General features: G+C 67.1%; 23 protein-coding genes. 13 read left to right on the top strand and 10 right to left on the bottom strand.

Translation table 11 applies throughout. The annotated features are described in order from the left end of the window. Positions 1 to 253: 253 nt before the first annotated feature. Positions 254 to 592, top strand: a complete 339-nt coding sequence (locus K3551_RS01945) for a DUF2794 domain-containing protein (protein WP_259917234.1) — start codon at positions 254 to 256, stop codon at positions 590 to 592. A 60-nt stretch (positions 593 to 652) separates the two neighbouring features. Here the strand turns inward: K3551_RS01945 and K3551_RS01940 are convergent, their stop codons facing one another. The 3 genes from K3551_RS01940 to K3551_RS01930 all read right to left on the bottom strand — a co-directional run bounded on the left by K3551_RS01940 (position 653) and on the right by K3551_RS01930 (position 3,353). After that, on the bottom strand, positions 653 to 1,513 hold the full coding sequence (locus K3551_RS01940; protein WP_259917232.1) for a C40 family peptidase: 861 nt from the start codon (positions 1,511 to 1,513) through the stop codon (positions 653 to 655). After that, positions 1,510 to 2,895, bottom strand: coding sequence for a M17 family metallopeptidase (locus tag K3551_RS01935; protein WP_259917230.1), 1,386 nt, complete (start codon positions 2,893 to 2,895; stop codon positions 1,510 to 1,512). Before K3551_RS01935 ends, K3551_RS01940 begins: the two co-directional genes overlap by 4 nt. A 74-nt stretch (positions 2,896 to 2,969) precedes the next feature. Then, complete coding sequence (locus tag K3551_RS01930; protein ID WP_259917228.1) at positions 2,970 to 3,353, bottom strand: hypothetical protein; 384 nt, start codon at positions 3,351 to 3,353, stop codon at positions 2,970 to 2,972. Positions 3,354 to 3,530: 177 nt separating this feature from the next. On the opposite strand from K3551_RS01930, the gene K3551_RS01925 reads away from it, so the two are divergent. The 4 genes from K3551_RS01925 (at position 3,531) to K3551_RS01910 (ending at position 6,399) form a co-directional block, all read left to right on the top strand. Then, positions 3,531 to 4,181: a carbonic anhydrase gene (locus K3551_RS01925; RefSeq protein ID WP_259917226.1), complete on the top strand. Its 651-nt coding sequence runs from the start codon at positions 3,531 to 3,533 to the stop codon at positions 4,179 to 4,181. A 34-nt stretch (positions 4,182 to 4,215) separates the two neighbouring features. Continuing rightward, positions 4,216 to 5,190, top strand: coding sequence for a sodium-dependent bicarbonate transport family permease (locus K3551_RS01920; protein WP_259917224.1), 975 nt, complete (start codon positions 4,216 to 4,218; stop codon positions 5,188 to 5,190). A 4-nt stretch (positions 5,191 to 5,194) separates the two neighbouring features. Further along, positions 5,195 to 5,506 carry a P-II family nitrogen regulator gene (locus K3551_RS01915; protein ID WP_259917221.1) on the top strand — a complete coding sequence of 104 codons (312 nt, stop codon included), beginning with the start codon at positions 5,195 to 5,197 and terminating at the stop codon, positions 5,504 to 5,506. A gap of 137 nt (positions 5,507 to 5,643) precedes the next feature. Continuing rightward, entirely contained in the window at positions 5,644 to 6,399 is a 756-nt protein-coding gene (locus K3551_RS01910; protein ID WP_259917219.1) for a LuxR family transcriptional regulator, read from the top strand. Here K3551_RS01910 and K3551_RS01905 read toward each other — a convergent pair. The 4 genes from K3551_RS01905 to K3551_RS01890 all read right to left on the bottom strand — a co-directional run bounded on the left by K3551_RS01905 (position 6,396) and on the right by K3551_RS01890 (position 10,878). Continuing rightward, complete coding sequence (locus K3551_RS01905) at positions 6,396 to 8,015, bottom strand: DUF4139 domain-containing protein (protein ID WP_259917217.1); 1,620 nt, start codon at positions 8,013 to 8,015, stop codon at positions 6,396 to 6,398. The two genes, K3551_RS01910 and K3551_RS01905, sit on opposite strands and share 4 nt — an antisense overlap. A 74-nt stretch (positions 8,016 to 8,089) precedes the next feature. After that, entirely contained in the window at positions 8,090 to 9,112 is a 1,023-nt protein-coding gene (locus K3551_RS01900) for an aspartate-semialdehyde dehydrogenase (protein WP_259917215.1), read from the bottom strand. 120 nt (positions 9,113 to 9,232) lie between these two features. After that, positions 9,233 to 9,715, bottom strand: coding sequence for a GNAT family N-acetyltransferase (locus K3551_RS01895; RefSeq protein ID WP_259917213.1), 483 nt, complete (start codon positions 9,713 to 9,715; stop codon positions 9,233 to 9,235). A 2-nt stretch (positions 9,716 to 9,717) separates the two neighbouring features. After that, entirely contained in the window at positions 9,718 to 10,878 is a 1,161-nt protein-coding gene (locus K3551_RS01890; protein ID WP_259917211.1) for an MFS transporter, read from the bottom strand. A gap of 88 nt (positions 10,879 to 10,966) precedes the next feature. Here K3551_RS01890 and K3551_RS01885 point away from each other — a divergent pair, with 88 nt between their 5' ends. After that, positions 10,967 to 12,211 carry a Coenzyme F420 hydrogenase/dehydrogenase, beta subunit C-terminal domain gene (locus K3551_RS01885; RefSeq protein WP_259917209.1) on the top strand — a complete coding sequence of 415 codons (1,245 nt, stop codon included), beginning with the start codon at positions 10,967 to 10,969 and terminating at the stop codon, positions 12,209 to 12,211. On the opposite strand, the gene K3551_RS01880 is transcribed toward K3551_RS01885, so the two are convergent. Beyond that, a complete protein-coding gene (locus K3551_RS01880; RefSeq protein ID WP_259917207.1) occupies positions 12,136 to 12,522 on the bottom strand; it encodes a hypothetical protein in 387 nt (128 codons plus the stop codon). The two genes, K3551_RS01885 and K3551_RS01880, sit on opposite strands and share 76 nt — an antisense overlap. Before the next feature lie 74 nt (positions 12,523 to 12,596). On the opposite strand from K3551_RS01880, the gene polA reads away from it, so the two are divergent. The 3 genes from polA to K3551_RS01865 are packed head-to-tail and all read left to right on the top strand — an operon-like array spanning position 12,597 to position 16,329. Continuing rightward, positions 12,597 to 15,389, top strand: coding sequence for a DNA polymerase I (gene polA / locus K3551_RS01875; protein ID WP_259917206.1), 2,793 nt, complete (start codon positions 12,597 to 12,599; stop codon positions 15,387 to 15,389). Further along, positions 15,389 to 15,802, top strand: coding sequence for a hypothetical protein (locus tag K3551_RS01870; protein ID WP_259917203.1), 414 nt, complete (start codon positions 15,389 to 15,391; stop codon positions 15,800 to 15,802). The genes polA and K3551_RS01870 overlap by 1 nt, the downstream gene beginning before the upstream one ends. After that, the gene (locus K3551_RS01865) at positions 15,799 to 16,329 is read left to right on the top strand and encodes a pseudouridine synthase (RefSeq protein ID WP_259917202.1); all 531 of its coding nucleotides are present in this window, start codon (positions 15,799 to 15,801) and stop codon (positions 16,327 to 16,329) included. The genes K3551_RS01870 and K3551_RS01865 overlap by 4 nt, the downstream gene beginning before the upstream one ends. Positions 16,330 to 16,390: 61 nt before the next feature. Here K3551_RS01865 and K3551_RS01860 read toward each other — a convergent pair whose 3' ends face one another. Together K3551_RS01860 and K3551_RS01855 are read right to left on the bottom strand one after the other, a co-directional pair. Further along, positions 16,391 to 16,618, bottom strand: coding sequence for a DUF2798 domain-containing protein (locus tag K3551_RS01860; RefSeq protein WP_259917201.1), 228 nt, complete (start codon positions 16,616 to 16,618; stop codon positions 16,391 to 16,393). Positions 16,619 to 16,718: 100 nt separating this feature from the next. Then, positions 16,719 to 17,279, bottom strand: a complete 561-nt coding sequence (locus K3551_RS01855; protein ID WP_259917200.1) for a DUF1285 domain-containing protein — start codon at positions 17,277 to 17,279, stop codon at positions 16,719 to 16,721. A 67-nt stretch (positions 17,280 to 17,346) separates the two neighbouring features. On the opposite strand from K3551_RS01855, the gene K3551_RS01850 reads away from it, so the two are divergent. The 4 genes from K3551_RS01850 to K3551_RS01835 are packed head-to-tail and all read left to right on the top strand — an operon-like array spanning position 17,347 to position 23,993. Beyond that, positions 17,347 to 18,357, top strand: a complete 1,011-nt coding sequence (locus K3551_RS01850) for a MoxR family ATPase (RefSeq protein ID WP_259917199.1) — start codon at positions 17,347 to 17,349, stop codon at positions 18,355 to 18,357. Next, a complete protein-coding gene (locus tag K3551_RS01845; RefSeq protein WP_409197394.1) occupies positions 18,358 to 19,245 on the top strand; it encodes a DUF58 domain-containing protein in 888 nt (295 codons plus the stop codon). Beyond that, the gene (locus K3551_RS01840) at positions 19,242 to 21,929 is read left to right on the top strand and encodes a DUF4159 domain-containing protein (protein ID WP_259917197.1); all 2,688 of its coding nucleotides are present in this window, start codon (positions 19,242 to 19,244) and stop codon (positions 21,927 to 21,929) included. The genes K3551_RS01845 and K3551_RS01840 overlap by 4 nt, the downstream gene beginning before the upstream one ends. Before the next feature lie 3 nt (positions 21,930 to 21,932). Beyond that, positions 21,933 to 23,993, top strand: coding sequence for a hypothetical protein (locus K3551_RS01835; protein WP_259917196.1), 2,061 nt, complete (start codon positions 21,933 to 21,935; stop codon positions 23,991 to 23,993). Positions 23,994 to 24,084: the final 91 nt, after the last annotated feature.

Raw genomic sequence — 24,084 nt, 5'->3', positions numbered from 1 at the left:
ACGGGGCCTTTTTATGCGTAGCCCATGCGGTGCATGGGGTGAAGTAGTCTCTCCGGTCCGGCGCACTGGGTGGGGGCTAGGAAACACCGGACCGGAGAGGTTGAGCTTTCGCTCCTACAAGAAACGGTATGACGGTGCCGCGTGTCGGATTCGCGATGCTGCTGTGCCCTGCGCCGGGTCTTTTCGTGGCGGAAATCGGACGTCGTTCGCGTCCGCGCTTGATCCGCCCCAAATCATGCGCAACTGTTTCCCCATGACAGTGCAATCGCCCATCCCCGCGCGTCCCATCCCCGAACAGGTCCATTTCCACCGCACAGAGCTGAGCGTGATCCTTTCGCTCTACGGTCGATTCGTCGCGGCGGGAGAATGGCGAGATTACGGGATCTCGTCTTTGAAAGAGGTCGCGATCTTCTCGGTCTTCCGCAGAACCGCGGAACAGCCGATGTATCGTATCGAGAAGCGGCCCAAGATGGCGGCCAAACAGGGCACCTATGCGGTCATCGGCATGGATGGGCGCATCCTGCGCCGCGGCCACGACCTGAAGACGGTCTTGCGGGTGTTGGAACGCAAGCTGATCCGCGCGGTCGACTGACGACCATACCCTCGTCTGGCCCGACCTGCTGGCCTGCGCCTTGCCCCGCGTGCCTGCGGGTCAGCCGCGTCGTTCCACGCGGCGGCGGGCAGTGATCTCTCCGTTCACGCCGGAATGGCCGTCGGCGCTGGCGGCGATGCGGCGGCGGGCCTCGTCCAGCGGCTCATAGGCGACCGCCATGTGATAGGCGTTGGCGTGCAAAAGCATCTTGTCGTCGGCCATGATGCCCACGTGTCCTTTCCAGAACACCAGATCCCCGCGTTGCAGGGGTTCGCCCAGATGCAGGGCCCGGCCCAGCCCTTCCTGCTGGTCGCTGTCGCGGGGACAGTCGATGCCGCAGGCCACAAGCGCCTGTTGCACCAGACCCGAACAATCGATCCCCCAGCGGGACGAGCCGCCCCACAGATAGGGCGTGCCCAGGAACATGTCCGCAACCCCCACCGGGTCCGAGAACCGCGCGCGCAGCTTCTGCAGGTGGACGGTCGGAATGAAATGTCCGGTCGACACCTTCTGAAAATCGCCCATGTCGGCGGTGACGCGCAGATGGCTGCCGAAAAAGATTGCGACTTCGGGCGGGGCCTTCAGCCGCGCCTTTGGGTAAAGATGCGTGGCCGGGGCCGCGACCCAATGCGTCGCCGCCTCCTGCCGGGCCAGCGCCCCGGACAGGACATAGCCGCAGTAGCCGTCGCGCAGACTCTGCCCAAAGGCAAATCCGTCGCGTTCGTCGATCACGCGGAACGCCTCGCCAAACAGCAATTGGCTGGACCGGTCGCCGCGGGGGGTGTCCGACATGTTGACCAGGGGCTGCTGTACGGTCCGGATGCTGCCTTTGACGTAGCGCGTCGCCTGGACGATGCCGCGCAGTTCATGGGCCGCAGCATGTCCGTTGGCGGGCGTCATCCGGGGGTCGAGGCCGCTCACAACCCCAGCACCCCGGGCAGCGCATCCAGAATCGCCCGCGCGCCCATGCCGACGCCACCCTTGGGCCGCGCGGGCGCGGCACTGGGGCACCAGCCGTAGATGTCGAAATGCACGAAACGCGGGGCCCTTTGGGCGAACCGGTCCAGAAACAACGCCGCAGTCACCGATCCGGCAAACCCGCCCGATGGCGCATTGTCCAGATCCGCGATGCCCGGTTCGATCATCGTCTCGTAGGGGCGATGGAACGGCATCCGCCAAAGCGGGTCGCGCACCCGCTTGCCCGCCTGCATCAAGGCCAGCGCCAGCGCGTCGTCATCGGTGTAGAACGGGGACAGATCCGGTCCGACCGCCACGCGGGCCGCGCCCGTCAACGTGGCCATGCAGACGGTCAGGTCCGCCGGATCTTCGTCGGCCAGGGCCAGGGCATCGGCCAGCACCAGCCGTCCTTCGGCGTCAGTGTTGTTGATTTCCACGGTCAGGCCGTTGCGCGCGGTCAGGATGTCGCCGGGCCGAAACGCGTTTCCGGCCACGCTGTTCTCCACCGCCGGGATCAGGACGCGCAGGCGTATCGGCAGACGCAACGCCATGATCATGGACGCCAGGCCCAGTACGGTCGCGGCTCCGCCCATATCCTTTTTCATGATCCCCATGGAGGCGCCGGGTTTCAGGTTCAGCCCGCCGGTGTCGAAACACACGCCCTTGCCGACCAATGTCAGGCTTGGGCCAGTGTCGCCCCAGCGCAGGTCGATCAGGCGCGGCGCGCGGGTCGCGGCGCGACCGACGGTGTGGATCAGCGGAAGGTTGGCCTCCAGCAGGTCTTCGCCCTGTGTCACCGCCACAGATGCCCCGTGCGCCCGGGCCAGATCGCGCACCGCGTGCTCCAACTCCTCGGGGCCCATGTCCGCGGCGGGCGTGTTGATCAGGTCGCGCGTCAGGCATTCGCCCTGCGCAATCGCCTCCAACCGTTTTGCATCCACGCCCTTGGGGACCTTGAGCATCGGGGCGTCGGGGGCGGATCCGGCGTAGCGCGTGAACCGATACCCGGCCAGCAACCAGCCCAGCGCCGCCTCTTCGCGCGCGTTGTCGGTCAGATCCCCGTCCAGGGCATAGGTGCCGGGGCCCAGCGCGGCGGCGGCCTTGGCAAACAGAAAGCGACCCCGTTGATGGTCGCGGGCCTCGCCCCAACCGAACAGAACCTTTGCCACCGACATGTCAGGCGCGGGCAGGCGCAGGATCTGACCCGCGCGCCCGGTAAAGTCGTTTGCCGCAACCCAGTCGCGCACCGGTTCGTCCTGTCGGTCCAGCCAGGCGTCAAGCTCGGCCCGCGCGACAAGACGGATCGGAATGGCACGGGCGTCGGGGGCGGCAAAGCTTGGGGTCATCGGGGTCTCGCGTCAGGCGGGTCAGCGCCGGACACACTAGCCCCCCCACCGGTCGCCGCAAGGGCGCGCGGACCTCAGGCGACCGTGTCGTGGCGCACGGTCCACTGTGAGACCGTTTCGGGGCGGCCCAGATGCAGCATTCGGCGGGTGCAGGCGCGCAGGGCCTGATCCTGACCCTGTTCCAGGCAGTCGATGACACCGATGGCCGCGCGGACCAATGTCCGCATCCCGATTTCACGGGCCAGGCCAACCAGGTCGCGACAGCTGCGCATCAGCCCGCCGTGGTGTCCGTCGTTGATCTGATCCTGCGCCAGGTGCAGCAACGTCTCGATCCGACCCAGTCGGTCGGCGATCACGGCTTCGGCCTGGTCGCCATGGTTGCGGCAGATGTCGGCCAGAACGGCATGGTCGAATTCGATGACTTCGTCGCGGGCCACATCGGCGATGGAATGGATCATGGTCTTACCTTCGGTCTTGTTTGGGCCCCCACGGCTTGCTTCGAGGTTTCGCGTTGGTCTGGGGCAAAACCGTGACACGGCCTTGACCGCCCGGCGCAGAAACTCCTCGAATTGACTCAAAGCCTCCCTTAGAAGGACGCAGCGCCGCGATACCCGGCTAACGAAGGACGCCCCGTTTTGAGACCAGCGAAACCGCTCCCGAAATCCCTTGTGCAACGTTATCACGGTTGGAAGGCCACGACCTTCGCCGAGAACGAGGCCTGGTATCGCCGTCTGGCCCACGAAGGACAGCGGCCCCGTGCCATGGTGATCAGTTGTTGCGACAGCCGCGTGCATGTCACTTCGATCTTCGGGGCGGAGCAGGGCGAGTTCTTCATTCATCGCAACATCGCCAACCTGGTGCCGCCCCATGAACCTGACGGGTTGAAACACGGCACCTCGGCGGCCATCGAATATGCGGTAAAGTCGCTGCGTGTGGCGCAGATCATCGTGCTGGGACATTCCGAATGCGGCGGTGTGCGCGGCTGCGAGGCAATGTGCACCGGCCATGCGCCCGAACTGGTCGAAGAAGGGTCCTTCGTCGGGCGCTGGATGGATGTGCTGCGTCCCGGTTGGGAATTGGTCAAGGACATCAGCGACGATGATGCGCGGCTGGAAGCGCTGGAAAAGCAGGCAGTTCTGACCTCGTTGGACAATCTGATGACCTTTCCCTTCGTCGCCGAGGCGGTCGAAGCCGGCGATCTTGCGCTGCACGGGCTTTGGAACGACATCACCGAAGGCGCGCTGGAAATCTACGACGCCCAGTCGGATGCCTTCCGCGCGCTTTGACGCCGTATCCTGATCCCTAGCCAGAGGCCGCCCCATGGACCTGATCGACCTCGCTCTCGGTAACCTTTTGTCGCCGATCATCCTGTCCTTTGCCCTGGGCCTGTTCGCCGCCCTCGCGCGATCCGAGCTGACCATCCCCGAGGCGGTGGCCAAGGGGATGTCGATCTACCTTTTGTTCGCGATCGGCTTCAAGGGCGGGGTGGCTGTGAACGTCGCCGGTCTGGATGCAAAGCTGGTCGGCGCGCTGCTGGGCGGCGCGGTCCTATCGTTTGCGCTGCCGTTTGCGGCCTTTGCCTTGCTGCGGACAATCACGAAGTTGTCGCCTCTGGATGCGGCGGCGGTGGCGGCGCACTACGGCTCCATCTCCATCGTGACCTTCGTGGCGGGCACATCTGTCCTGCAATCGGCGGGATTGTCGTCGGACGGCTGGATGGTGGCCGTGGCCGCCGTGATGGAGGCTCCGGCGATCCTGTCGGCGCTGTGGCTGGTGGCGCGGTCTGGCGACGGGCGGTCGATGGACGCGGACCTCTGGCGAGAGATCCTGCTCAACGGGTCCATCGTCTTGCTGGTCGGCAGTTTCGCGATCGGCTGGATCACCGGGCAGGACGGATTGGACCGCATCGCGTCCTTCATCGTGTCACCGTTCCAGGGGGTGCTGTGCCTGTTCCTGCTGGACATGGGCCTTGTCGCGGGCCGTGGCCTGCGCGAGGCAAAGGGCGTGCTGCGACCCGGCCTGCTGGCGTTTGGCGTGCTGATGCCGCTGATCGGCTCGGCGGCGGGGGCGACGGTGGGTGTCTTGCTGGGGCTGAGCACCGGGTCCACCATGCTGTTCATGGTACTGGGCGCCTCGGCCAGCTATATCGCGGTGCCCGCCGCCATGCGCGTGGCCCTGCCCGAGGCGAACCCGTCGATCTATCTCACGTTGTCGCTGGGTGTTACCTTTCCGTTCAACCTGACGCTGGGCCTGCCCATTTATCTGGGCGTCGCGCGTTTCATCACCGGAGGCTGAGCAAATGCAGACCCATTCCGCCAAGCGCGTCGAGATCATCATCGAAAGCATGATGGAACGCCGCCTGACCGAGGCATTGGTCAAGGCAGGTGTCACCGGTTTCACGATCCTGCCGGTTCGGGGCGGGTCGGGCCGGTCCGGCCAATGGTCCCGCGCCGGGCAGGTCAGCCGCGCGGGCGGCATGTCGGCGGTGGTCTGTATCGTCCGGGAAGGGGCGCTGGATACCCTGCTCGAAGCCGCCTTCGCGGTGGTCGAACGGCACATCGGTGTGGTCTCGGTGACCGACTGCGAGGTTCTGCGCGCCGAACGTTTCTGACGGTGACGTGACTGGCGTCAACTTGACGCGCGTCGGCTGACCGGGGACGGTTTGCCCGAAATACAAGCGGCGGTCCGATCATAGATACCATTTGCCACCCGCGCGTCTGCCCGCTTTCGCAGGCAGAGACGTTATCCGTGATCCGCACCATAAGCTTTGCGGGCCACATCGAGGAGGTGTGGGCGACCCTGCGCGCCGCCATGGCCCGGTTCGGCTTTGACCGTTTGAACTATACCTATCTGCCCATGCTGCAGGATCCGCAGCGCGTCAGTCGTTCGCTGCGCTTCACGCTGACAAGCCATCCGAACCCGAGGGTCGCGGAGGTCTATCGCAGCGATCTGCTTGATCGGTCGCCAATGCGTCGATGGGCGGCGGAAAATGTCGGCGCGATCAGCTGGTCCCGGCAGTCGGACCTGTTGCGCACCTATGATTGGCTGGACATCGCCGACGAGCTGAATGCCCTGCTGGCGGACCTGGGGTTTCATGCGGGCTACACGATCGGTTTTCCTTCAAGCGGCGAGGGCGACAAAGGTGCGCTGGGGCTGACGGCCCGCGCCGATCTGGATCAGGGCGCGGTCGATGCGATCTGGTCGCAGCACGGGCCCGCCATCGAAGCCATCGCCGGGGTCGCCCATGCCCGCATGTCGCAAATGCCGCTGGACCTGGGCCACGGCCGGCTGACCGACAGGCAGGCCGACATCCTGAAGTGGATCGCGGACGGCAAATCGGTGCAGGACGTCGCGATCTTGCGGGGACGTTCCGTTGCCGCCATCGAAAAACAACTGCGCGAAGCCCGCGACCGGTTGGGGGTCGAGACGACGGCACAGGCCATCGCGCGGGTCGCGCTGCTCAACCAGTTGGGGCTGCCGGGACGCGGGGACGCGCGGGCCTAAGGCTCCCAGATCAGGGTTTCGTCTTCGGGCCAGGTCAGCTCTACCTCGATGCGGATTTCCTCCGTGGCACCGGGGGCAAGGGTCACGATCCAATCCGACACGCCGCGCCGATGCCCCACGTCGGTCAGGTCCGGGGCGGGTCGGGGCCGCAGCGTGACCTCCAGGTCCTCGCTCTCGGAATAGGGCAGGGCAAAGCGCGTCTCGACCACTTCGGGGCTGTCCGACAGGTTGCGCAGACGCAGGAGCAGGTCCTGCCGCCGGGTGCCGGAGGTGGCGAACAGTCCACGATCCCCGGTTGCATTTTCCAGACGGATGAACGCGACGGGCAGGTGCACCTGCGGCCCAAACGGCAGCTCTGCCGTGTCGCCTGCCGGGACCGGCGGCAGCGACCAGCGCCCGATACGGGTGCCGTCGCGGGTGATATCGGCGGGGCCGGGCAAAAGCGGCTCGCCGGTGGTGTTCGTCACCGCAGCCATCAGATAGGCGGTGTCGCCGTGACGCGGGGCCGCGCGGTTGAACACCCGGGCATCAAGGGTCACCTGATCCAGCGCCAGCAGGACCGGCGCGCCGCCCGATGCCAAGGTCACCATGGCGGGATAGTCATAGGTCACGACAGGCCCGTCCAGCTGCGCGGTTGCGGTGAGGGGGGCCGCAGGGGCAAATCCCATATCCGCGGCGACCGCGCCCTCCGCGCTTTCCAGGGACATGCGTTGGCGGGTGGGGGCGGGCAGGGCCTTGGTGCCCAGCAGCGCTTCGTTCGGCCAGACATCGGCGGGCGCGACGGCGGCCAGCGGGTCGGCGGTGGACAGGCGCAGGCGCAGGTCTTCGAACGGCAGGCCGCTGTTCTGATACAGCGTCAGACCCCGGTTCAATGTGACGACCGTCCCCGTCAGGTCGATGTCATAGCGCGGGGCCCAGCCAGCGCTCAGGACAAAATCCACCAGCCGCAGCGTGGCCGGACCGCCCTGAGATGTCACCGAGACGGCGAGCAGGGACATCGGCCCCTCGGGTGCCCCGGTCGCCTCGAAATCGCGCCGGGCCTGCAGGGCGACGCGCGTTGCCTCTTCGCGCGTCTCGACGGCGCGGCGCAGGGCGGCACGGGCAGCGGAACTGGCAGTCTGGCTCTCTGCGATTTCCTCGGCGATGGCCCTGCCCGTTGCCACGACCGAGGCCGCGTCCAACCCCGTCAATGCCCCGCCCGAGACGGATCGCAGGAAGGCCAGCCGCGCCTCGGCCGCCTCGTGCGTCGCTGCCGCCGTCAGGCGCGCGTCCTCTGTGCGGGCCAGCGCCTCGTCGGCTTCGGTCAGGGCATCCCGGGCGGCGCGTTGCCGGGCGGACAAAAACGGTGTGGGATCGACCCGCGCCCCGTCCAGCTGCGCCACGGGGCCCAGCACCGCGCCCGACAGCGCGAGTTTCGGAACCTCGGATGTGCCCGGCAGCACGGGAACCAGCAGACGATGGGTCCCGGCGGGCAGATCGACGCGTCCCGCCCGCACCAGGGTTGCCCCACGCAGGAACACCGTCGCCTCGGTCACGGGGGTTGGCAGGGTCACGTCCTCGGCCCGTGCCATCGCGGTGGCGCACAGGCACAGGACGGACAAGAGGATGATACGCATGAAAAGGCCCCCGAACTGTGGTTCGGGGGCCAGTTTGTCTTGCCTGCGGGGCGCTGTCATCCCCGCTTGCGCGGTCAGGCTTTCTTGAGCTGACGCGCGGCCAGTGTCTCGGCGATCTGCACGGCATTCAGGGCGGCGCCCTTGCGCAGGTTGTCGGACACGCACCACAGGTTCAGGCCGTTGTCGATGGTCGGGTCCTGACGGATCCGGCTGACGAAGGTGGCAAAGTCGCCCACGCATTCCACCGGCGTGACGTAGCCGCCCGGCTCGCGCTTATCGACGACCAGGATGCCGGGGGCGGCGCGCAGGATCTCGCGGGCTTCGTCCTCGTCCAGGAAGTCCTCGAATTCGATGTTGATCGATTCCGCGTGGCCCACAAAGACCGGGACCCGCACGCAGGTGGCGGTGACCTTGATGGATTTGTCCACGATCTTCTTGGTTTCCACGACCATCTTCCACTCTTCCTTGGTGGAGCCGTCTTCCATGAAGACGTCGATGTGCGGAATCACGTTGAAGGCGATCTGCTTGGGATAGACCTTGGGCTCTTTTTCCTGACCGGGGACGAACATGCCCTTGGTCTGATCCCATAGCTCGTCCATCGCATCCTTGCCGGAGCCGGAGACGGATTGATACGTCGACACCACGACCCGCTTGATCCGGGCACGATCGTGCAACGGCTTGAGCGCGACGACCATCTGCGCGGTCGAACAATTCGGGTTCGCGATGATGTTCTTCTTGGCGTAGCCGTCGACGGCCTCGGGGTTCACCTCTGGCACGACCAGCGGCACGTCGGGGTCATAGCGATACAGAGACGAGTTATCGATCACCACGCAGCCCGCCTTGGCGGCGATGGGCGCGTATTTCTTGGTGGCTTCGCCCCCGATGGCAAAGAAGGCGATATCCCAACCGGTGAAGTCGAAGGTTTCCAGGTCCTTGGTCTTCAGGGTTTTGTCGCCGAAGCTTACCTCGGTGCCCAGCGACCGACGAGACGCCAGAACGGTGATCTCATCGACAGGGAACTGGCGCTCGGCCAGGATGTTCAGCATTTCGCGGCCCACGTTTCCCGTGGCGCCGCAGACGACGACCTTGTAGCCCATCTCGATAACTCCTGAAGGGTTGGGAAACGCCGTGGCCCTATACGGCGCGCGCAGGCAGGTAAAGGGCCGCAGCCGTCACGATCGGTGAAGCGTGACATTCCGAAGTTTGCACAAGGGGCGTCAGCCGGTCGTCGCCAGCCGATACTTCAGGAACGTCGCGCCGTCGTAATCTACGTCCTCGACCCGGACGGCCCCCAATCGGGTCAACGCCGACAGGTTGGTGCGGCTGGGTGGCAGCAGGAAGGTAACGCAGGGAATGCGCGGGTCGCGCCGCGCAAAGGCCAGCGCCTTTCGGGTGATCCGCAGTCCAAGGCCAAAGGCGGAGGGCCGAAGGACGAGGCCGAGGTCCCAGTCCTCCCCTTCCTTCTGGAAACCGCCCCAACCGACATAGGCCCCATCGGCCAGGAACGCCCAGTGGCCCAGGCCGTCGCGCTGCCAGCAGGCCTCCTTGGTGGCCACGAAGCGATGCACCGCTGACAGGTCCCAGGCCCCGGTCAACAAGGGCATGTGCTCCGCCACCCGGGGGTCGGACATGTGGTCGCGGATCGCCTCGGGGGCGACCTCAGGCAGCCGGGCAAAGGTGAGGGTGTCGGGTCGGGGCATGGTCAATCCGTGCTGTCCGGGGCAAAAGCGTAAACAAGGCACCCGGCCAGCAGCGCCAGGGCGAACACCCCGAAGAGCGCTTGATACCCTGCGACCCCGCCACCCGCCCGCTCATACAGGGGGCCGGTGGCGAACTGCATGACGCCCACGCCCCCGATGGAAAAGAGGTTCAGCAGCGTCACGCCACGCCCGGTCAGATGCGCGGGCACAAAGGCCCGGCCATGGGCGACCGCGACCGCATAGCTGGACCCAAAGGCCCCGACCGCAGCCAGCAGGATCGTCGCCACCCACAATCCCGGCGCGGGCATCGCCCAAAGCGCCGCCAGGATCACCACACCCATCAGGTTTCCGCCCAGCACCACGCCCTTGCGCGTGCCTGTCAAACGATCGAGCGGGCCATAGATGAAATTGCCCGCGATCATTGCCGCGGCCATGATCAGGGTGACGGTACCGACGTATTCGGGCCCATAGGTATCCGCCACGTAGGGCCCGGCCCACAGACCGCGCAGACCGGCGGCGGGGGCGTAGTTCACCAGCAACATCGGCAGGATCGCCCAGAAAGCCGGAATCTTGAGCACGTCGAGCAGAGACCCTCGCTCCGTGCCCGAAACCGTTTCCGGGTCGCGGACCACGATCCAGATGGAAATCGCCGACACCACGGTCAGACCCGAAAGCCCGATCAGCGCACCGCGCCATCCGATCGCCTCGGCGGCCCAGCTCAACGGGATCGAGGCGGCGATGTTGCCCAGGCTGCCAACCGCCACCAGCGAGGCGGCGAGCGTCGCGAAAAGCGCGGGCCGAAAGGTGCGGGCAAAGATGTAATAGCTGGCCATCAGGACGGGGGCGCAGCCTATGCCGATCAGGCCCATGGCCACTTCGATCTGCCAGCCAGAGGTGGCCGTGGCGAACAGCGCCGCCCCGCCGCCGCCCGCCACCCCCAGCAGAACCGCCGCCGTCCGCCGCGGTCCGATCCGGTCCAGCGCCCAGCCGACCGGGATCTGCATTGCCGCGAAGGTCAGGAACCAGATGCCCGAGGCACGGCTTAGCTGCGCCGCCGTCACGCCCAGGTCTGCCGTCAGGTCAGGGGCGAGCACGGCGAGAAACGCACGGTAAAACTGGCTGAGCACATAGCCCAGCGTCAGGACGGCAAGTCCGGCTTTCATGATGTCTCCTCCGGGGGCATCGGTGGCACGGTGCGGGCAAGGCCGCAAGGCTGGACAGCTCTGCAAATTGGCCCCCATAGTGTCAGGCATGCGTGACACCCCGGATCTAGCGACCCCGCCGATTGCCGCCGCTGCTCCGCGCGGCGCGATGTGTACGGATTGCGGCTTGTCGCGCATGGCGCTGGCCCCGCGATGCGGCACGGCTTGCCAGTTCACGATCCCAGACTTTCCCACCCGCGAGGCGGCAACCCACGGCAGCGCCGGGGCCGACCCGCATTTCGGACAGGTGCAGGCCATGCACCGCGCCCGCCTGGCCGACCCGGCACCGGGGGCGCAGTGGACGGGGATCACGACCGCGTTGGCTGCGGATCTGCTGGATAGGGGCACGGTCACGGCCGTTCTGACGCTGGCACCGGCCGCCCACGATCCCTTCCGCCCGGTACCTGTCATCATCACCGAAGCCGTCGATATGGCCCGTGTCCGCGGGATGCGCATGGGGTTTGCGCCTCTTCTGGCGCTGCTGGAACCGGCCATCGCCCAGGGGCACAGGCGGATCGCGTTGATCGGCATTCCCTGCCAGGTCCACGCCCTGCGCGCCATCGAGGCAGAGCTGGGTCTGGATCGTCTCTATGTCATTGGCACGCCGTGCAGCGACAACACCACCACCGAGAACTTTCACTGCTTCCTCGCGCGGCTGACCGATGCGCCCGAGACGGTGACCTATCTGGAATTCAGAACCGACTACCGGGTCGAGATCCGCTTTGACGACGGGCGGGTGCGGTTGATCCCGTTCCTGAAACTACCGTTGTCCGATCTGCCGGGGGACTTCTTTCCGATGACCTGCCGGACCTGCACCGACTACACCAACCGGTTGGCCGACATCACGGTCGGCTACATGGGCGGGGACGGGGATCAATGGCTGATCGTGCGCAACGCGCGTGGGGCCGAAATGCTGGCGGCGCTGGGCGACCGGGTGATCCTGTCCGCCCTGACGAGCGGGGGCAAACGCGCGGCGGCGGTCCGGGGATTTGCGGCCAATACCGCGCGCGCGGCGGGCGGCCTGCCGTTGCGACGCATGCCCGATTGGCTGCGGCCTATCGTGGCCTGGCTACAGCCCCGTATCGGCCCGCGCGGGATGGAATTCGCCCGCGCGCGGGTCGAGATGAAGGCGGTCGAGACGATTCTGCATCTGCGCCGCGCCATGCCGAACCGAATGCGCCACATGGTGCCCGATCATGTCTGGGCCCTGGCCGCGCCCTATGGCCTGCTGCCCGCGCCCGGCGAACGCGCCGGCCAGGCCGCCAGCAACAGCGACCAGCCCAGTCCCCCCTGACCATGACGCGACAGCGACGCCTCCTGGGTGAAGGTCAGCAGCCGCAGCAGATGCGCGGGCGTGGGTGGCGGCCGCAGGACCGATTGCAGGGGCAGGCCTTCGAACGTCAGCCAGTAGAACAGGTAGTAGATTTGCGGTGATAGCCAGACGAAGGCGGCAAAGCTCAGCACGGCCACCCCCACCCGGACCGTGCGCCCGCGCGCGCGCCGCACGGCCCACAGGCACCCCGCCCACATCGCCAGCGACAGCGCCAGAACCCCCGCGATCTGTCCAGAGGTCAGCGTCCAGAGGCTGTCTTCACCATATCCCATTCGTCCCGCCTGTCCCTGTGGTGCCGCCGGTTCATTCGTGGCAAGACTGCCCCGTCTGACGGAGGATTTCGACCATGGCATTCGGCAAGGGCCATCACCTTCACCTGATCGACGGCTCTGCCTTCATCTTCCGCGCGTTCCACGCCTTGCCGCCGCTGACGCGCAAGTCTGATGGCCTGCCGATCGGCGCTGTTTCGGGCTTTTGCAACATGCTGGACCGCTATGTGCAGGGCAACGCGGGCGCGGATGCCGCGACCCACGTGGCGGTGATTTTCGACAAGGGCAGCCATACGTTCCGCAACGAAATGTATGATCTCTACAAGGCCAACCGCGATGCCATGCCCGAGGATCTGCGCCCGCAGATTCCGCTGACGCGCGAGGCGACCGTCGCCTTCAATATCGCCTGCGAGGAGTTGGAGGGATTCGAGGCCGACGACATCATCGCCACGCTGGCCTGTCAGGCGCGGGATGCGGGCGGCCGGGTGACCATCCTGTCGTCGGACAAGGACCTGATGCAGCTGGTCGGCGGCGGGGTCGAAATGCTGGACCCGATGAAGAACAAGCGCATCGACAGCGAAGGCGTGCGCGAGAAATTCGGCGTCGGTCCCGAAGGCGTGGTGGATGTGCAGGCGCTGGCCGGGGATTCGGTCGACAACGTGCCGGGCGCGCCCGGGATCGGCATCAAGACCGCCGCGCAGCTGATCAATGAATACGGCGATCTGGAAACCCTTCTGGACCGTGCCGAGGAAATCAAACAGCCCAAGCGCCGCCAGACCCTGATCGAAAAGCGCGCGCAGATCGAGCTGTCGAAACGGTTGGTGCAGCTGGATTGCGAAACGCCGATCACCTTCACGCTGGACGATCTGGAAATTCGCGACGCGGTGCCCGAGGTGTTGCTCGACTTCCTCAACCGGATGGAGTTTCGCACGCTTACGCGCAAGATCGCCGACCGCCTGGGGGCCGAGCCGCCCGCGATGATCGAAGCCACCCCCGTGGCGGACGCGCCCGAGATGCCGGACGACCCGCCCATCGACCCCACTGCCTATGAGGTGGTGCGCGACGCCGCATCCCTTCAGGTCTGGCTGGACCGCATCACCGAGGCGGGGCAGGTGGCCGTCGATACCGAGACGACGTCACTGGACGAGATGCGCGCCGATCTGGTCGGGGTCTCGCTGGCTGTCGCGCCGGGCGTCGCCTGCTACATCCCGCTGACCCACCGCACGGGGGGTGGCGATCTGTTCGATACGGACGCCCTGGCCGAAGGGCAGATGCCCAAGGCCGAGGCGCTCGAGATGCTCAAACCGATGTTGGAGGATCCGGCGATCCTCAAGATCGGTCAGAACATGAAATACGACTACAAGATCCTTGCCCTGGAAGGGATCAGCGTTGCGCCCGTCGATGACACCATGCTGCTGAGCTATGCCCAGAACGGTGGTTTGCACGGGCACGGCATGGATGCGCTGGCCGACCGTTACCTGAATCATCAGCCGATTCCGATCAAGGATCTGATTGGGTCGGGCAAGGCGCAGGTGACCTTTGACCGGGTCGAAATCGACCGCGCCGCACCCTATGCCGCCGAAGACGCCGACGTCACCCTGCGCCTGCATCGTCTGTTCAAGCCCCGCCTGCATTCCGCGCGCGTCACCCAGGTCTATGAGACGCTGGAGCGGCCTCTGGTGCCGGTTCTGGCGCGGATGGAAATGGCCGGGGTCAAGGTGGATCGCAGCGTGCTCAGTCGCATGTCCGGGGCCTTTGCGCAAAAGATGGCGGGCCTGGAGGAAGAGATCCACGCCGCCGCCGGTCAGCCGTTCAACGTAGGCTCGCCCGCGCAGCTGGGCGAGATCCTGTTCGGAGAGCTGGGCCTGCCCGGTGGCAAGAAGACCAAGGCCGGCAAGTGGTCCACCGGGGCCGACGTGTTGGAGGATCTGGCGACCGAGCACAGCCTGCCGCGCCTGATCCTGGATTGGCGGCAGCTGTCCAAGTTGAAGTCGACCTACACCGATGCCCTGCAGGAACACATCAACCCGGACACGGGGCGGGTGCACACCTCCTATTCCATTGCAGGGGCGAACACCGGGCGTCTGGCATCCACCGATCCGAACCTGCAGAACATCCCCGTGCGCACCGAGGAAGGCCGCCGCATCCGCGAGGCCTTCGTCGCGCCAGAGGGGCGGGTGATCGTCTCGCTCGACTACAGCCAGATCGAGCTGCGCATCTTGGCGCATATCGCGGGGATCGACGCGCTGAAGCAGGCGTTCAAGGACGGTCAGGATATTCACGCGATCACCGCCAGCCAGATGTTCGGCGTGCCGCTGGACGCGATGACGCCCGACGTGCGACGCCAGGCCAAGGCGATCAACTTCGGCGTGATCTACGGGATCAGCGGCTTTGGCCTGGCGCGCAATCTGCGCATCCCGCGCGCCGAGGCGCAGGCGTTCATCGACACCTACTTCGAGCGCTTCCCCGGCATTCGTGACTACATGGACGACACGGTCGCCTTCGCCAAGAAACACGATCGGGTCGAAACCCTGTTCGGTCGCCGCATCCACACCCCTGAAATCAACGCGCGCGGTCCCGGTGCGGGTTTTGCCAAGCGCGCGGCGATCAACGCGCCGATCCAGGGAACGGCAGCCGATGTCATCCGCCGCGCCATGGTGCGGATGGAGGCAGCGATAGCCGGGCTGGACGCGAAAATGCTGCTGCAGGTGCACGACGAACTGCTGTTCGAGGTCGCCGAGGACGATGTCGAGGCCCTGATCACCCGCGCCCGCGCGGTAATGGAAGGCGCGCATCTGCCGGTCGTCGACCTGTCGGTGCCGCTGACCGTGGACGCGGGGCAAGGGGCCAATTGGGCCGAGGCGCATTGATGCACGCGGGCGCGATCATCCGTGGCTGCCTTTTGGCGCTGTGCCTGGGGATCGGATCGGCGCTGTTCCTGATCATCGCGGCGGCCTCTGCCTTGTCGTCCAAGCCGCCCGATTGGGGCCAGGTCGCGATGATGTCTCTTGGCACGGGCGCGGCGGTGGCGGTGCCCTTGACCGGGGTCGCGCTTGTCGCGGCCTGGCTGGCGGCACGTGCGGGGGCGACGGTGCCCTGGTGGGCCGGGGTCGCCCTCGGTGGCTGCATCGGTGCGGCGGGCGGGCTGTTCCTGTCCGGGGGACCGCAAGGCTGGCTGCGCATGGCGCTGATCTTTGCGCCGATGGGGGCCGCGACAGGGCTGGCGGCCTGGGTGTTTTCCTTTGGCTTTCGCCGCCAGATACGGTTCGGGCCGGCGGTATGATCCTTGCGTTCAACAAGCCGATGAACGTGCTGAGCCAGTTCACCGATGAGGGGAAATGGCCGGGGTTGAAGCACCATATCGACGTGCCGAATGTCTATGCCGCCGGTCGCCTGGACCGCGACAGCGAGGGCCTGTTGATCCTGACCGACAACGGCAAGGCGCAGGCCCGTATCACGGACCCGAGGTCAAGGACGCCCAAGACCTATTTCGCCCTGGTGGAGGGCACCCCGGAGGAGGCGGCGCTGGAGGCTTTGCGGGGCGGCGTGACGTTGAAGGACGGGGTGACCCGGCCCGCCGAGGTGGCGCAGGTGGCCGCGCCGGACTGGATCTGGCCGCGCGACCCCCCGGTGCGGGTCCGCAAGACAGTGCCCGACGCCTGGCTGCGCCTGACCATCACCGAAGGGCGAAACCGGCAAGTGCGCCGGATGTGTGCCAATGTCGGCCTGCCGGTTCTGCGGCTGATCCGCTGGTCGGTGGGCGATTGGACGCTGGACGGGCTGGCACCGGGACAGTGGCGACAGCTGTAGGTTCTGTGGCCTTGGCCGGACGGGGCCCATCCGTTCCGCGCGGGGCGGCGTGAACCCCGCCCTACGGGGTCGCGGTCAATCGCGCGACAATCCGTCGCGTGAAGGGCCCGACGAAATAGGCCGTCGGAAAGGCGCAGGCCCAGGATTTGGCCCAGGTCAGTATCCACAGGCCGATGAAGTCGGGCACAAAGCCAAGGGCGCTGACCGTGGCGATGCCGCTGACGATGAAGGACATGATGCCCGACAGGATGAGCGCGAAGAGAACAGGGGCGAAACGAGCCGGGAACATCGGGCCTCCGAGAAAGAAACAGCTGCTTGAAGGTCACCCCTGCGCGCGATCCGCGACACAGGCAAGCCCGCAGATCCCCCTGCGGATTCGCACAGGGTCGCTAGTGCAGCGCGGCGGCTTCGATCATCGGAAAAAAGGTGCCGCCAGACCGCAGGCCGAACATCCCCTCTTGCTCTTCGCCCAATTCTACCAGCCGGTAGAAAGATTTGCGGTCGATCAGCGCCTCCAAACCGGCGCGCACCTCGACATAGGGTGCGGGCTCTCCGTCCTGGGCCAGGTCGACGCGGATCGGATGGTCCGGCCCGGCGGTGACGTGGTCGCCCACATTCGTCTCAAAGGTGATGGCCCCGTCCGCCGCTTCGAAATCGACCGCGACAAAGGGCGCGTCTTCGACCTGGATGCCGACCTTTTCGACCGGGGTGACCAGATAGATGCGGTCCCCCTCTTTCTTGAGGATTGAAGAAAACAGCTTCACCAGCCCCATGCGCCCGATCGGCGTGCCGTCGTGAAACCAGGTGCCGTCGCGTTTGATGACGATGTCGATCTCGCCGCAATAGGGCGGATTCCACAGATGCACAGGCGGCAGACCGCGCCTGCCCGCCTGCCTTGCGGCACCCAGAAGCGAGGTCGCCGACGGCATCACATCCTTGTGTCCTGTCATTGCCCTTTGCCCTTTCGCGTTGGAACGATACCTATGGATAGATAATCCGCGCAGGAGCGATGCAAGCATGGATAACGGCACGGACGACCTGTTGAGAGAGATTGAGGATCTGGGCACCCGACTGGGCGCGGCCCGCGGCGCAATTGCCGAACGGATCATCGGTCAGGACAGGGTGGTGGACCTGACGCTGGCGGCGATGCTGTCGGGCGGACACGCCTTGCTGATGGGGTTGCCGGGGCTGGGCAAGACCCTGCTGGTGGAAACCCTGTCGACGGTGATGGGGCTGAACGGCAACCGTATTCAGTTCACGCCGGACCTGATGCCTTCGGACATCCTGGGCTCGGAGGTGCTGGAAACGGCGGCCGACGGGTCGCGGGCGTTTCGCTATATCGAAGGGCCGATCTTTGCCCAGCTTCTGATGGCGGATGAAATCAACCGTGCGTCACCGCGCACGCAATCGGCCCTGTTGCAGGCGATGCAGGAACGGGTGGTGACCGTGGCGGGCCAGACCCGCGACCTGCCGGCACCGTTCCATGTTCTGGCGACCCAGAACCCAATCGAGCAGGAGGGCACCTATCCCCTGCCCGAAGCGCAGCTGGACCGGTTCCTGGTCAAGATCGACGTGGCCTACCCGGACCGCGATACCGAACGCGCCATCGTGCTGGCGACAACGGGCGCGACCGAGGCCGAGGCGCAGGCCGTCTTTACCCCCGCCGAATTGATTGCCGCGCAAGGCGTGGTGCGTCGGATGCCCGTGGGCGATGGCGTGGTCGACAAGATCCTGGACCTGGTACGCGCCTGCCGCCCCGACGACGACACCGCGCCGGATGCCGTGCGCGCCCATGTCGCCTGGGGGCCTGGCCCCCGCGCGGCGCAGGCCCTGATGCTGTTGGCCCGTGCGCAGGCCCTGCTGGACGGGCGTCTGGCCCCCGATGTGGACGACGTGGCGCGGTTGGCGCGGCCCGTTCTGGGCCATCGCATGGCGTTGAGTTTCGCGGCGCGCGCCGAAGGCGTTGTCCTCGACGAGGTCATCGACGAGGTCGCGGCCCGCATCACCGCCGTGGACCGGGCCGCCTGATTGACCGCCGAGACGCTTCATACGCCCGACAGCCTGCGCGCCCGGTCGGAGATGGTGGCAGGCGGCTTGCCTGCGCTGCTGCTGTCTGCCGAACGTCTGGCCGCGACGGTCCTGATGGGGGACCATGGGCGCAAACGGTCCGGTCCGGGTGACGCGTTCTGGCAGTATCGCACCGCACAGCCCGGCGATGCGCGACGCGCCATCGACTGGCGCGCGTCGGCGCGCGGTGACGGTCATTTCGTGCGGGAAACCGAATGGCAGGCGGCGCAGTCGCTGATGCTCTGGGTCGACGACGCGGCCTCGATGCGTTTTGCGGGGGGCGACCGCCCGTCGAAACTGCGGCGGGCGCAAACGCTGGCCCTGGCGCTGGCGGTTCTGTCGATCAAGGGCGGCGAACGGGTCGGTTTGGCGCAACTGGCCGAACCCCCGCGCAGCGGGCGGGGCCAGTTGATACGGATCGCCGACGCCCTGATGGAAGGCGGCGAGGTGCCCGACTATGGCACGCCGCGCCCACAGGTCATGCCGATGGGCAGCCGCGCCGTCTTTCTGTCCGACTTCCTGGGCGACCCTGCCCCCTTGGCCGAGGCCCTGACCTCAGCCGCCGACCGGGGTGTCACCGGTGTCTTGCTTCAGGTGCTCGACCCGGACGAGGAGGCCTTCCCCTACGATGGTCGCACCGTATTCGAGAGCATGTCCGGCGCCGTCCGGTTCGAGACGCTCAAGGCGGGCCGGTTGCGCGATGACTATCTGACCCGGCTTGCCACGCGCCGGGCCGCGCTGCAGGATCTGTGCCGTCGCACCGGATGGCGGTTCCAGCTACATCACAGCGACGCCTCCGCCGAGGCAGCGCTTCTGTCGCTTTATACCGCGTTGGAGCGGCGCAGATGACCGGTCTGGCCTTTGCCACGCCTTTGTTGCTGCTGGGGCTGTTGCTGCTGCCGATCCTGTGGTGGCTATTGCGCGCTGTGCCGCCGGCGCCGATCCGGCGGCGGTTTCCCGGCATTGTCCTGCTGCTGGGTCTGAAGGACGACGAAAGCCAGACTGCGACAACCCCCTGGTGGCTGCTTCTGTTGCGGATACTGGCCCTGGCTGCGGTGATTGTCGGGTTTTCCGGTCCGGTTCTGAACCCGCGCGCGGCGGGCACGGGGACGGGACCCTTGTTGGTTCTGATGGATGCCAGCTGGGCGTCGGCCCGCGACTGGCAGGCGCGCGTCGCGCGGGTCGAGGATATGTTGCGGGATGCGGCCCGCGCAGGGCGGGTCGCCGCGGTCCTGCCTTTGACCGACCCCCTGCCAGAGACGATCCCCTATCAATCCGCCAACGCCTGGATCGAGCGGCTGCCCGGCCTGTCCCCGCGCGCCTGGGCACCGGACTACTCGGCGCTGGCTGATCTGGACACCGACGGGGCCGAGGTGGTCTGGCTGTCCGACGGATTGGCGCGTGCCGGGCGCGAGGGGCTGCGCGCGCGGGTGTTGCAGGGCGCGCGCCCGGTCCTGGGCCTGACGCCTGCCACCTATGAGGATGGCCAGATCACCCTGCGTGCCCTGCGCCTAGGCGACACCGGGGCCCGCGCGGCCGAGGTGCGTGTGATCGGTGCCGCCCCCAACGGCGCGCTCGCCCAACTTGCGACGGCCCCCATCACCTTCGAGCCCGGCGCGTCCGAGGCCACGGTGACCCTGTCCTTGCCCCCCGATCTGCGCAACCGTGTCCAGCGCTTCGAGATCGCAGGCGTCCGGTCCGCCGGGGCAGTGACCTTGGCCGACGACAGTCTGGCGCGGCGGCAGGTTGGCTTGCTGACCCGGGCAGGGGACGAAGCGCAGGACCTGTTGTCCCCGCTTTATTATCTGCGGCGTGCCCTGCAGACGACGACCGACCTGATCGAAGGCGATCTGTCCACGATCCTGCCTGCCGGACCGGATGTCTTGATCCTGGCCGATGTGGCCCGCCTGTCGCCGCAGGAATCCGACGCGGTCGAGGCCTGGGTGCAGGAGGGGGGATTGCTGCTGCGCTTTGCCGGGCCGCAACTGGCGGCCTCTGACGTGTCGCGCGATGCCGAAGATGCGCTGATGCCGGTCCGGCTGCGGTCTGGCGGGCGGACGGTGGGCGGCGCGCTCAGCTGGGGAGAGCCGAAGGCCCTGCGCCCCTTCGGTCCGGACTCGCCCTTTGCAGGGTTGCCCGTCCCGGAGGAAGTGACCGTCACGTCGCAGGTCATGGCACAGCCCGATCCGACGTTGGCCGACCGCGCCATCGCGGCCCTGGCGGACGGCACGCCCTTGGTGACCCGCAAGGCCTTGGGCCAGGGACAAGTGGTCTTGTTTCATGTGACCGCAAATGCCGAATGGTCGACGCTGCCGTTGTCGGGTCTGTTCGTGCAGATGCTGGAACGGCTTGCTGTTTCTACCCGGCCCACCGCCCCCTCGGCCGAGGATCTGGCGGGCACGACCTGGGTGCCGCGCGTCGTGCTCGACGGGTTCGGGCAGGCGCGGGACGCGGGAGCCATGGCGGGCGTCGCGGGCGAGGATCTGGTCGATCCCGCCCCGTCCGCCAATCTGCCGCCGGGTCTTTATGCGGGCCCCTCGCAAAGCCTGGCGGTCAATGTCCTTGCCGCCGATGCCACGCTGAACCCCGCGATCTGGCCCGCCGGCACCATCGTCGAGGGTCTGACGCGCGCAGCGGAGACTGATCTGATGCCCTATCTGCTGGCGCTTGCCTTGGCGCTTTTGACGATCGACACGCTTGTTTCGCTTTGGCTGGGGGGGCGGCTGCGGCGCGGGGTCGTGGGCCTGTTGGCGGCGGTCCTGTTGGTGCCCTCGGGGGCCGAGGCGCAGGACCTGCCGGTCCCGTCAGAGGTGGCGCTGGCCTTCGTGCAGACCGGCGATGCGCGCATCGACGAGATCTCGGAGGCGGGGCTGACCGGGTTGTCGCGGGTGTTGACCAATCGCACCTCGGTCGAGCCGTCGCCGCCGCGTGGTGTCGATCTGGAAACCGATGAGCTGGCCTTTTACCCCCTGCTTTACTGGCCCATCACCGACCGCCAGCCGATCCCGTCATCGGATGCCTACGCCCGGTTGAACCGGTATCTGCGCGGTGGCGGGATGATCGTGTTCGATACGCGCGACGCGGATATCGGTGGCTTCGGCTCCTCCTCTCCGGCGTCGCGGCGGTTGCGCGACCTTGCGGCCCCGCTGGATATCCCCCCGTTGGAGCCCTTGCCCGCCGACCACGTGATGACGCGCAGCTTCTATCTGCTTCAGGATTTCCCTGGCCGCTACAACTCGCGAGAGGTCTGGGTCGAGGCCGCCGCCGATGTCGAGCAGGTGGAGGGCATGCCCTTTCGCAACCTCAACGACGGGGTGACGCCGGTGGTGATCGGGGCCAACGACTGGGCCGCCGCCTGGGCGGTGGACGACGCGGGGTTGGCCTTGTTGCCGATCGGGCGCGGCTTCGCGGGCGAGCAACAACGCGAGATCGCGTTCCGCTGGGGTGTGAACCTGGTGATGCACGTGCTGTCGGGCAATTACAAAAGCGATCAGGTCCATGTGCCGGCATTGCTGGACCGGTTGGGGAACTAGGCCATGGCGCGCGAGATCCTCTTTGACCCGATGTTGCCGGTCTGGTTGATTGCCGGGCTGGCCGGGGTGGCGTTGTTGTTGTGCGTGTTGGCCGCTTTCCGGGGATTGCCCGGCTGGTGGTTGCGCGCCTCTGCGGTGATCGCGCTGGCTGTGGCGTTGGTGAACCCCAGCCTCCAGACGGAAGAACGCGAACCGCTGTCGGACATTCTGCTGATTGCCGTTGACGAAAGCGCGTCGCAGGCCCTGTCCGACCGGGCCGCCCAATCCGAAGACGCCCTGGCGGGCCTGCTGGGCGAGGCAGAGGCGGCGGGGCTGGAGACACGTGTCACGCGGATCGGCGACGGCATCGGCGACGCGGGCACACAGGCCATGACCGCCTTGTCGGAGCTGCTGGCCGAGGTGCCGCGCGACCGTGTCGCAGGCGCCGTCGTGATTTCCGACGGCCAGGTGCATGACGCCGATCTGGCCCCGGACCTGCCCGCGCCGCTACACCTGCTGCGCACGGGCCGCACCGGGGATTGGGACCGCCGGCTGATCGTGTCGAACGCCCCTGCTTTCGCGATCCTGGACGAGGAATTCTCGATCACCTTGCGGATCGAGGATCAGGGCGATGTGCCCGCAGAAATGGGGGATCAGGCCGAAATCGTGATCTCTGTCGATGGCGGCCAGCCGCGCGCCTATGTCATCCCTGTGGGCCAGGATCTGGAATTGCCGCTGGCCTTGCCGCACGGCGGGCTGAACGTCATCGAATTCCGCGTGCCCGAGGCGGAGGGAGAGTTGACCGACCGCAACAACGCCGCCGTGGTGCAGATCAACGGCGTCCGCGACCGTCTGCGCGTCCTGCTGGTCAGCGGAGAGCCGCATCCGGGTCAACGCACCTGGCGCAACCTGCTGAAGGCGGACAGCTCGGTGGATCTGGTGCATTTCACCATCCTGCGCCCGCCGGGAAAGCAGGACGGCGTGCCGGTGACGGAGCTGTCCCTGATCGCTTTTCCCACGCGGGAATTGTTCTTCGACAAGATCGACGAATTCGATCTGATCATCTTTGATCGCTATCAACGGCGCGGCATTCTGCCGTCGATCTATCTGGAAAACGTGCGCAATTATGTCGAACAGGGGGGTGCGCTGCTGGTGGCGGCGGGCCCCGATTTCGCCTCGGCGGACAGCATCTATCGCTCGCCCTTGGCCCCGATCCTGCCGGGGGCGCCGACGGCCATCGTGTTGGAGGACGGCTTCCTGCCCGAGGTGTCGGAGGTCGGCGTCAAGCACCCCGTGACCGAGGGCCTGCCCGAGGACTTCGGCCTTGATGGCGCGCCCTGGGGGCGCTGGTTCCGGCAGGTGCAGGTCGAAACCGTGCCGGGTGCCGATGTGGTCATGTCGGGCCTCGCACAGGAGCCGTTGTTGATCCTTGACCGGGTAAAGGCGGGGCGCGTGGCCCTGCTCGGGTCGGACCACGTCTGGCTGTGGGATCGCGGGTTCGAGGGGGGCGGCCCTCAGGCAGAGTTGCTGCGCCGCCTGGCCCATTGGCTGATGCAGGAACCCGACCTGGAGGAAGAGGCACTGACCGCCAGCGCCACCCAGCAAGAGGTGACTGTGACCCGGCGCACCCTGGGCGATGCGGCCCAGACCGTGACCGTCACCGCGCCCGATGGCACCGAACAGGTCCTGCCCCTGATCGAAGACAGACCCGGTCGCTTCACGGCGCGGTTCGAAGGGGCGGAACAGGGGCTTTATCGACTGGTGGAGGGGGATCTGACCTCGGTCATCGGTCTGGGCCCCGCAGCCCCGCGAGAGTTCGTGGAAACCATCGCCACCGACGCCCCCCTGTCGGACGCCGTGGCCAGCCGACGGGGCGGCAGCCTCGCGCTGGAGGACGGCGCGCCTGACCTGCGGTCTGTCCGTGAGGGGCGGGCCGCCGCAGGGCGTGGCTGGATCGGCTGGACCCCGCGCGGTGCCTATCTGACGGCGGATGTGCGGGTGACGTCGCTTGTCCCCGCCTGGTTGTTCCTGCTGCTGGCGACCGGACTGGCCACCTGGGCCTGGCTGCGTGAAGGGCGAAGCTGAGCCCTGTCCCTTTCAGCGGAGGTCCATGCGGGCAGTAGGCGACCGGCGGCCGAGCGGTTAACCTGCCGCCACGCAAAGCCGTGGGCAGGAA

It is taken from the genome of Jannaschia sp. M317 (assembly GCF_025141175.1).
GTDB lineage: Bacteria > Pseudomonadota > Alphaproteobacteria > Rhodobacterales > Rhodobacteraceae > Jannaschia.
This window is presented reverse-complemented; position numbering and strand designations above follow the sequence as displayed.

Coding starts and splice junctions, on each gene's coding strand:
- K3551_RS01945 (WP_259917234.1), top strand. CDS start 254: ATGACAGTGCAATCGCCCATCCCCGCGCGTCCCATCCCCGAACAGGTC.
- K3551_RS01935 (WP_259917230.1), bottom strand. CDS start 2,895: ATGACCCCAAGCTTTGCCGCCCCCGACGCCCGTGCCATTCCGATCCGT.
- K3551_RS01930 (WP_259917228.1), bottom strand. CDS start 3,353: ATGATCCATTCCATCGCCGATGTGGCCCGCGACGAAGTCATCGAATTC.
- K3551_RS01920 (WP_259917224.1), top strand. CDS start 4,216: ATGGACCTGATCGACCTCGCTCTCGGTAACCTTTTGTCGCCGATCATC.
- K3551_RS01915 (WP_259917221.1), top strand. CDS start 5,195: ATGCAGACCCATTCCGCCAAGCGCGTCGAGATCATCATCGAAAGCATG.
- K3551_RS01905 (WP_259917217.1), bottom strand. CDS start 8,015: ATGCGTATCATCCTCTTGTCCGTCCTGTGCCTGTGCGCCACCGCGATG.
- K3551_RS01900 (WP_259917215.1), bottom strand. CDS start 9,112: ATGGGCTACAAGGTCGTCGTCTGCGGCGCCACGGGAAACGTGGGCCGC.
- K3551_RS01895 (WP_259917213.1), bottom strand. CDS start 9,715: ATGCCCCGACCCGACACCCTCACCTTTGCCCGGCTGCCTGAGGTCGCC.
- K3551_RS01890 (WP_259917211.1), bottom strand. CDS start 10,878: ATGAAAGCCGGACTTGCCGTCCTGACGCTGGGCTATGTGCTCAGCCAG.
- K3551_RS01885 (WP_259917209.1), top strand. CDS start 10,967: ATGCGTGACACCCCGGATCTAGCGACCCCGCCGATTGCCGCCGCTGCT.
- K3551_RS01880 (WP_259917207.1), bottom strand. CDS start 12,522: ATGGGATATGGTGAAGACAGCCTCTGGACGCTGACCTCTGGACAGATC.
- polA (WP_259917206.1), top strand. CDS start 12,597: ATGGCATTCGGCAAGGGCCATCACCTTCACCTGATCGACGGCTCTGCC.
- K3551_RS01870 (WP_259917203.1), top strand. CDS start 15,389: ATGCACGCGGGCGCGATCATCCGTGGCTGCCTTTTGGCGCTGTGCCTG.
- K3551_RS01865 (WP_259917202.1), top strand. CDS start 15,799: ATGATCCTTGCGTTCAACAAGCCGATGAACGTGCTGAGCCAGTTCACC.
- K3551_RS01860 (WP_259917201.1), bottom strand. CDS start 16,618: ATGTTCCCGGCTCGTTTCGCCCCTGTTCTCTTCGCGCTCATCCTGTCG.
- K3551_RS01855 (WP_259917200.1), bottom strand. CDS start 17,279: ATGACAGGACACAAGGATGTGATGCCGTCGGCGACCTCGCTTCTGGGT.
- K3551_RS01850 (WP_259917199.1), top strand. CDS start 17,347: ATGGATAACGGCACGGACGACCTGTTGAGAGAGATTGAGGATCTGGGC.
- K3551_RS01840 (WP_259917197.1), top strand. CDS start 19,242: ATGACCGGTCTGGCCTTTGCCACGCCTTTGTTGCTGCTGGGGCTGTTG.
- K3551_RS01835 (WP_259917196.1), top strand. CDS start 21,933: ATGGCGCGCGAGATCCTCTTTGACCCGATGTTGCCGGTCTGGTTGATT.